This window comes from Motiliproteus sp. MSK22-1 (assembly GCF_001968815.1).
In the GTDB taxonomy this organism is placed as follows: domain Bacteria; phylum Pseudomonadota; class Gammaproteobacteria; order Pseudomonadales; family Balneatricaceae; genus Motiliproteus.
Genome location: NZ_MIEQ01000041.1, coordinates 19,379 through 27,319 on the forward strand (window position 1 = coordinate 19,379; position 7,941 = coordinate 27,319).

At 45.4% G+C, this 7,941-nt stretch carries 10 protein-coding genes; 5 read left to right on the top strand and 5 right to left on the bottom strand.

Going from position 1 to position 7,941, the window contains the following annotated elements; all coding sequences use genetic code 11:
* Window positions 1-77: 77 nt before the first annotated feature.
* A complete protein-coding gene (locus BGP75_RS10535; protein WP_076718537.1) occupies window positions 78-530 on the bottom strand; it encodes an Lrp/AsnC family transcriptional regulator in 453 nt (150 codons plus the stop codon).
* Window positions 531-741: 211 nt separating this feature from the next.
* Here BGP75_RS10535 and BGP75_RS10540 point away from each other — a divergent pair, with 211 nt between their 5' ends.
* Window positions 742-1,782, top strand: coding sequence for a PLP-dependent cysteine synthase family protein (locus tag BGP75_RS10540; protein ID WP_233152905.1), 1,041 nt, complete (start codon window positions 742-744; stop codon window positions 1,780-1,782).
* 146 nt (window positions 1,783-1,928) lie between these two features.
* Here the strand turns inward: BGP75_RS10540 and BGP75_RS10545 are convergent, their stop codons facing one another.
* Window positions 1,929-2,720, bottom strand: a complete 792-nt coding sequence (locus tag BGP75_RS10545) for a response regulator (protein ID WP_076718542.1) — start codon at window positions 2,718-2,720, stop codon at window positions 1,929-1,931.
* Window positions 2,721-3,078: 358 nt separating this feature from the next.
* On the opposite strand from BGP75_RS10545, the gene BGP75_RS10550 reads away from it, so the two are divergent.
* The 3 genes from BGP75_RS10550 to BGP75_RS10560 all read left to right on the top strand — a co-directional run bounded on the left by BGP75_RS10550 (window position 3,079) and on the right by BGP75_RS10560 (window position 5,166).
* Complete coding sequence (locus BGP75_RS10550) at window positions 3,079-3,747, top strand: YciC family protein (protein WP_076718545.1); 669 nt, start codon at window positions 3,079-3,081, stop codon at window positions 3,745-3,747.
* A gap of 226 nt (window positions 3,748-3,973) precedes the next feature.
* On the top strand, window positions 3,974-4,483 hold the full coding sequence (locus BGP75_RS10555; RefSeq protein ID WP_076718548.1) for a DUF4124 domain-containing protein: 510 nt from the start codon (window positions 3,974-3,976) through the stop codon (window positions 4,481-4,483).
* A gap of 209 nt (window positions 4,484-4,692) precedes the next feature.
* Window positions 4,693-5,166 carry a thioesterase family protein gene (locus BGP75_RS10560; RefSeq protein ID WP_233152906.1) on the top strand — a complete coding sequence of 158 codons (474 nt, stop codon included), beginning with the start codon at window positions 4,693-4,695 and terminating at the stop codon, window positions 5,164-5,166.
* Between the two features lie 154 nt (window positions 5,167-5,320).
* On the opposite strand, the gene BGP75_RS10565 is transcribed toward BGP75_RS10560, so the two are convergent.
* From BGP75_RS10565 to BGP75_RS27585, 3 genes are all read right to left on the bottom strand, one after another.
* On the bottom strand, window positions 5,321-5,833 hold the full coding sequence (locus BGP75_RS10565; RefSeq protein WP_076718552.1) for a hypothetical protein: 513 nt from the start codon (window positions 5,831-5,833) through the stop codon (window positions 5,321-5,323).
* A gap of 111 nt (window positions 5,834-5,944) precedes the next feature.
* On the bottom strand, window positions 5,945-6,157 hold the full coding sequence (locus tag BGP75_RS10570; protein WP_076718555.1) for a DUF3565 domain-containing protein: 213 nt from the start codon (window positions 6,155-6,157) through the stop codon (window positions 5,945-5,947).
* A gap of 33 nt (window positions 6,158-6,190) precedes the next feature.
* Window positions 6,191-6,313, bottom strand: a complete 123-nt coding sequence (locus BGP75_RS27585) for a hypothetical protein (RefSeq protein WP_255395933.1) — start codon at window positions 6,311-6,313, stop codon at window positions 6,191-6,193.
* A gap of 403 nt (window positions 6,314-6,716) precedes the next feature.
* Here BGP75_RS27585 and BGP75_RS10575 point away from each other — a divergent pair, with 403 nt between their 5' ends.
* Window positions 6,717-7,595, top strand: coding sequence for a LysR family transcriptional regulator (locus BGP75_RS10575; RefSeq protein WP_076718557.1), 879 nt, complete (start codon window positions 6,717-6,719; stop codon window positions 7,593-7,595).
* The last annotated feature ends 346 nt before the right edge of the window (window positions 7,596-7,941 follow it).

The following is a 7,941-nucleotide window of genomic DNA, read 5'->3' on the forward strand; positions in this document are numbered from 1 at the left end:
GCCTTATACTGGCCATATGACCCTGGAAGGTTAGGCAAATTCCTCAAAACCTGAGGTTTTCCTTCGCTAAGCTTCTACTAAATGGGAAGCTCGGTGGTAAATTTGATTTCTTCCATAGAAAAGCTGGAAGTGACATCAGTCAGCCCATTGACCCGGTTGACCAGTTTCTTGTAGAACAAATCAAACGCAGCGATATCTTTGACCACAACTCGCAGCAAGTAGTCCCATTCACCGGCCATACGATAACTCTCAACCACTTCATCCAAAGCATTAACCGTCTCAGTAAAGTTTTCCAGCCATGCACTGTCATGGTATTGGGTTTTTATATGTACGAAAACCGAGACCCCCAGCTCAAGTTTAGCGGCATCCAACAACGCAACCCGAGACTTTATAACTCCCTGCTGCTCAAGACGTTTGATTCGCTTCCAGCAAGGCGTGGATGATAAGTTAACCTGCTCTGCTATTTCATTCAGCGACAGCGTTGAATCTTGCTGTAATATTCGCAAAATCCTCTTATCTATAGAATCCATAGAATTTACTCAATAACAAATTCAGCAATCATAGAATAATTTTCTATTATTATTCTATGATTGCTGTTTAATTGAAAATTTTTTCCCCTTTTTCTCACCTACCATTAAAGGAGTAATCTGAATAGAAAGTCACCAACCGGCGTCCGCTGATTTACACGGATCATCTCTGGTGAGTCGTTAGCCACCAGACCAACAGCAAAGAGAAGAAATAATGCATAACTGGGTCAAAGAATCGATCAGAAAAATTTCAGCTGACTATCAACGCTCTGCCGATACCCATTTAATCAAGCTGGATCTGCCAGCGCTGGCCGGTATCGATATCTACCTTAAAGACGAAAGCACTCACCCCACCGGCAGTCTTAAACACCGGCTTGCTCGGTCTCTTTTCTTGTATGCTTTATGTAATGGAAAGATAAATAGTGACACAACTGTGGTCGAAGCTTCCTCTGGAAGCACTGCTGTATCTGAAGCTTTTTTCGCACGAATGATTGGCATTCCATTCATAGCAGTTATGCCTCGCAGCACCGCTCGCAGCAAAATCCAGCAGATTGAACTCTACGGTGGCCACTGTCACTTTGTCGACTGTGCGACCCAGATGCGCTCCGAATCTTTACACTTGGCTGAATCGATAAACGGATACTTTATGGACCAGTTTACTTACGCTGAAAGAGCTACTGACTGGCGGGGTAACAACAATATTGCAGAGAGTATTTTCAGCCAGATGGAACAGGAACCCTATCCCGTTCCTCATACGATTGTTATGAGCGCAGGCACCGGCGGCACGTCAGCAACCCTGGGCCGGTATATCCGATATAAAGGCTACGATACCCAACTGATCGTAGTTGATCCGGAAAACTCTGTTTTTTATGACAGCTATATTTGTAAAGATCGCAACCTCATTGGTGAACATGGTAGTCGTATCGAAGGCATTGGCCGCCCGCAGGTAGAACCTTCTTTTCAACCTGATGTCATTGACCATATGATACAGGTTCCCGATCTTGCCAGCATCGCTACAATTCATTGGTTGGAAAGTCTTATCGGTCGTAAAGCAGGAGCATCAACCGGCACCAACTTATGGGGAGTCCTGCAAACAGCCAGACAAATGAAGGAAAAACAACAGACGGGCTCTATTGTCACGCTGATGTGCGATAGTGGCGAGCGTTACCTGGACACTTATTACAATCACGACTGGTTGCAGCAGAATATTGGAGATATTCAGCCTCATTTGGACCAACTGGCAAGTTATGGCTGATTGATTCAAACCTCACTCGGACGGAAAATTAGACAGCGAGGAAAACACCACCAGATCCCTTAGCTGTCTAATTCAGAAACCTGACTTGCATTGAAAGCTTGTCAACCCGACCCGTCAGAAAGTGGGAATTTCAGCAGATGCCCGGATTAGGAATCAGGTAATAAGCTGGCTAACAGTTGCCGGACATCCTCAGCTGCAAACGGCTTATCACACATAGCAGACACTCCCGCCTGCTGAACACCGGAAAGCCGCCCTTGATTTTCTTCGCTGGTCACCATCAGAATCGGTACCGATTGCTGAGTACTTCGCTTACGAATCTGCTCAGTCAACTCTTTACCATTAAGGTTAGGCATATTGTAATCAGTCACCACCAAATCAAAGAAATTGTCTTTCATCTTCTCCAGGGCATCTTGACCATCACAGGCTTCGACGAAATTACGGATACCCAGACCAGTAAGCACTTTTCGAATAAACTTACGAGCCAGCGGGCTGTCGTCCACCAACAAAACATTCAACAACTCCAGATCCTGCTCCTGCAGTGCCATTCCTTCAGGCTCAATGTTATGGACAGTGGTCTTCAATGCTGTGTTCAGCTGTTCCTCAGTAAACGGCTTAGGTAAGACGGCTGTAGCACCGGCCTGCTTAACAGGATCAAGATAACGAAATTGGGTTTCGCTGGAAATCAATACAAAAGCCACATCCTTCAACAGCGAATCGCCTCTGAGTTGGCTCAGGAGATCAGCGCCGGACATATCCTGCAGGTATAAAGCTGAAATCAATAGATCGGGGGTATCTTCGCGGGCACCTTGCAATGCTTCTTCACCCGTACTACAACCAACGATGCTGCTAATCCCCACTGAATTGAGGTGGTTTTCGATGATCCGACGCTGCACCTTGGAAGGCTCAACAATCATTACATAGAGTTCACTGATTCGCATAAATGGGATCCTGAGTCCGAGTTGACGGCCTGATCGAAGTTATAGACACTTCATAGTTTTAGACAGATTATAGCTTTAGACACTTTCTATGGTCGTAGGCACTCTATATCTTAGGCACACTATATCTATAGCCATAGGCTCTCTAAATTTACAGAATAAGTTACAGACTAAATGAGAAAGTGGTTGTGAAGCAACTGTCTGTGAACCTTCGGCTGGTTCTAAAGGGAGTCCTCGGGATTTTTTTAAACAAAAAACGCCATTGTCTGCTATAAAATCTGATTCTTGCTACGCTGGACTTGGCACAAAGGCTCAGTCGCGATAGCATGCAGCGCCATATATATAATGGAATACAACCCTAATGATGACCACGCTCCGCGAAGCGATGTATTTCTCGCGTAACCAATTTCAACCATTGCTGATTATCGCTCTGCTCTCTGGTGTCCCCTTCTATTTCCTTGAGATCATTACGATGTCAACGGAAGGAGACCCCGATCGCAATACAGCAATCGGTATCATGATCGTATCCATGTGCCTGAATGTGATCCAGTTTGGTGCCGCAATGCTGTATATCGATCATGTAAGCCACGGACGTGCGATTTCAGTCAGCAAGGCTATCGGTATGGCCCTGGCCCGCTTTGCCGGCCTGTTCGTACTGAATATTCTGATGGCCATTGTGATCGGTACAGGTCTGTTGTTACTTGTTATTCCGGGTATATTCTTTGGCTATAAATTATTCTTCTCAGAAATTTATCTATTACTTCAACAACAGGACCCAATAACTGCGTTGAAGTCCAGCTTCAATGCAACAACCGGTCTGGCATCCGAATTACTACCCCCTTTGCTCGCCTGGGGTATCGTTGCGGTAACAGCTTCAATGCTCGGCTCTTCAATTGTTCACAGCGCCGAAGGCCTGGAGTGGGCTGCTTTACTCTTGCACCAGATAGTGATGATGAGTTTAAGCATTTATGGCTGGGCTCTTGCCTATCGCCTCTATCAGCGCTATCTGGAAAGCTCTATTGACGAATAACAGCATCTTTTTCCAATTAGATCCTTAGTTATTAAGGCCTGAATTATTCCGGTCTGCGCACTATGAGCGACCGGGCTTTCGCCAGTTTGATGCTATACAGAGAACTAAGGCACCAATGCTTAAAGAGAGGTTATGCAACGCTCTTTTACTGATACAATAATGAGGTAAAGGGGCCAGCTCGCAGGATTAAGAAGCTTCTGTCAATGACTAAGGAGGCCGAGCTATTATGCATTGTTTCCACAGATGCACTTTATCACTCATAACACTCCTGACCTTAGGGGTAGCTGCCACCGTCCACGCGGATATCTACAAATGGTATGATAAAGATGGAACAGTCAACTACAGCCAACAGCCTCCTGTGGGAGTAGAGGCAGAACAAATCAGACATGCTGATAAAGCTGCCACCCGCCCAAACTCTCTAGCGAATTCAAGACAAAGTATTAGCAATTATTTAAAACAGTACGCAAGCCCGTCAGAACAGGATCAAATCAAAAAAGCCTCCCGTTCATCCAGCCAGTCCACTTCCTCCAATGAATCCGCCAAGGAAAATGATGACGGGAACACGTACGCTAAAAAGTCCCGAAAACAAAAAAAGCTGCGTAATCTCACCGAGCAAAAAGAGGCTTACAGAGTTCGTAACGCATTAGGCAATAAACGCAAAGGGGGAGATGAAGTCACAAACAGGGTAAAAATACCCAGCAAGCTATCAAAGAAACTGGCTGATAGGAGCAAATAGTCTAACCGGAGTCCAGGCTACGATTATCCTCTACAAAGAATAAGCACAGCATATTAGGTAAGGCCTATCAGCCAAGATCAGTATACTTTTGTCGAATATTCACATGCTGTGTACGAAAATGAGCAAGTCTATCAACCCTTCCGTATTAGTATTAAGCGACCTAAGTTTCAGCAATATCACTGTGAGAAAACCAGACAATGACAGGCAAAATGATAGTATTTAAGGGCAAAGTGATTCCTGAGTGGATCGACTATAACGGTCACATGAACGATGCTTGCTACGTAACGGTTTTCAGCAAAGCAATTGACGAGTTTATGATTCATATCGGCCTTGACGAAGCTTTCCGAGAGCAACGTCAAGTGTCCATATACACACTGCAAAGCATGGTGCACTATCTTCAGGAAGTCAGTGAAGGAGAACCGCTGCGGGTAGAAGTTCAATTGCTGGAGAGTGACAGTAAGAAACTTCGGGTATTCTTTACAATGCTGCAGGATGACAAAAATGAAGAACTCGCAGCGATGGAAACCCTGTTACTGCATATGGATATGGCGCTCCGCAAAGCGGCGCCTTTTCTCCCAGCAACCCAGGCTCGGATAGACGGGATACAGGACTCCCAACGTCTGCTGGAATTTCCTGCCCTGGCAGGTCGAAGCATTTCGCTCAGCAGACCTAAGAGTAGCTAGAAAGCCAAGCATCTTAACTTATAGCACAGAGTTGCCCACAAATACTGTGGACAACTCTGTTAAAAAAGTGAGAAGAAAATGCTCTGCGGCCGCACAACACACTGACGGCTCTATTGGGTTATTCTTTGATCAACTACCAACCCCATACTCCGACTTACTTTTTATGGCCCATCATTTTAGCCGTTGCCCATTTGAACAATAGAAATAAGACAATGGCAATTACCCCCAGGGATTCAATGGACGAGAAAAATCCAATAACGAACCGTAAACGATAGAGAAAAAGAATGACGATGCAAACCAATAGCAGTAAAAGCATTAGACCCGATAATCGCCCAAAGCCAGGTAAGCGTTCAAATGCCATTTTTCGTCGTATCAGATAAAACACCAACCCCATCGATAAAATGGGCAGGAAGTAGACCACTGCATTTACTTCCAGCATATTTTGATGAGCAATAAGTAGCGCATAGAAAACCAGGGTGGCGGCAAACATTCCCGGAAAACTGACAAGGTAAACGACTCCGGACAATGCATAATGTGCGACACCGGGACTACCCGCAGGTTTAGCCATGTAACTTAAAATAAATGTTATCAAGGGAATAGTTACAAAAAATGCTATCACTTCATGATTGTGAGCAGATACCAGCGACAGTAATTCATTAACGCTCATAAAAAATATTCCAACTAAAACAAACCCTAATACTTCGGATAACCACAGCAGCGATTGTCTTTCTCAGAACCTGTAGACTGGTCAGAAAGAAATACCTCCCTGGCTATAAAACTATTCCACCGGCCAGTCCCTGGGCTCATTCCTATCACACTTTTTACAGCCAAGCGCAGTCCCCAACATAGATCGACGACCATTTTCCGTCTGGGTCCAGGGCCGGTTTATCCAGGGTGGCTGGTGCCGCACGTGCTGAAAATGACCACACACAAGTCTGGCTACCCAAAAACATTCTTTATCCAGATGATAACCTATGATCTTTTGTTTCATTACCTACTGCTACTAAAGGGAGAGTAAGCAAGATTATAGGAAGACTGTTGGTTCCACCAGATCCCGTAGATATCGCAACAGCCAACGAATTAGCTCAATGACCCGCTCAAACCATTGTCGGACAGCGGCTTGCTCTGTAATAACCAATATTGTCATGACAAGACCTCCATTTGATGGTTCCGGCTCTACTTAAAGGATAGCCCGAACAGCGGTATCTACACCCTTCAAACTGTGTTAATGAGCTGATAAAACCCACATTCAGAACGATATTAATAGGCGGTCACCAGCGCTCTGATTACAACCTGAAGATGTACTCTCGTTCAGCTATCTCAACCGAATTTATTTACCAATAACAAACGGCCGGGAGTAAGGTCAGCATGAGCGGCCATACAGTATGGAATTGTCGCAATCTTAAATAGCACGTTCTTGAAGGAATCATTTATTTCTCGAAGAACGTACAATGAAGTCAGTCAGCGAGTTGCTATCACTATCGCTGATTCAACTATGACCATTGCCCTCTACCTATTTGCACAAATACTTGTATGGAAAGATTCCAGTTATGGAGTTCGCACAACTAAAAGCCTTTGTTACTGTTGCCGATGAACGCAACCTGACCCGGGCAGCCTCTCTGCTTTTTCTTACGCCTCCCTCGGTCAGTGCCCGAATCAAGGCGTTGGAAGACGAGCTTGGATATCAACTGTTTATCCGCACTCCTACCGGGATGGAACTCAGTTTTGAGGGACGGCAGTTAAAACCGGAAGCGGAGCAACTTCTGCAAAACCTGGATAGATTTTCAGATAATGCCAAAAGGCTGCAGGGAAAGATCGAAGGAAAGTTGAGCATAGGGTTGAATACCAGTCCTTCATTATTAAAAGCTTCTCCGTTAGTCGCCGGTTTACAGTGCTGCTATCCACAACTTGAGGTCAGCTTGCTTCCGAGCATTTCCGCCAGGATCTGCGAACAGGTGGCCAATGGAACAATGGACGCCGGCTTTGTTTATGGTGCTACATCACAGGATTCCCTTGCAAAGGTCCATTTACAGAAAACCCGGGTAATCGTTGTCGCCCCGCAAAGCTGGCAATATAAGCTGCACAATCTCAAACCTGAAGAACTAGCGCGACTCCCTTGGATATGGGTATCGACAGTATGCCCTTATATTCACTTACTGGAAAATTTATTCGGTGTTGGATGCTCCCCGACAAACGTTGCTGCTTCAGCAGATGATGAACAGGCAACAATAGACTTGGTTAAAGCAGGTGTCGGTCTTGGAATCGTTGATGAAAATCTAGCCGCATCTGAGCTGGAAAAGGGCTCCGTTGTCCAGGTTGATATCGAAAACACAACCATCGACCTGTCATTGATTTACCAGTCCAGACGGCGGCAAGATCCTCTTATTCTGGCTTTATTGCAAACCCTAAAAGGTACTTGGCAGTTGTAAGTGAGATGGAAGTAGATCACACACCCAGGGGTAAGCTCGCCTACCAGTCTGAAGAGAGTTAGAACACTTCTAACGGGCTGTTCCAAACTTTCAAATGGATCCCCCCACTGACCAGAGTTATGCTGGCTGCAAGCAAAAACAGACAGGGGTTGGCCTAGGAGCAAATCCATCTATCGATGTAAGAGGTGTAAGCGGTAAATAAACCCCACCTGTTACCAGGGCTGCTCGCCAGCTAAGGTCATGATCTCTGAATTAAGGAGATCATAATGACTGCCAATGAACTGAAAGCCCTTCGAGAGACCTGGAAACAGCATCTTGATACGTGGAAGCAAAGTGGCCAGTCCCA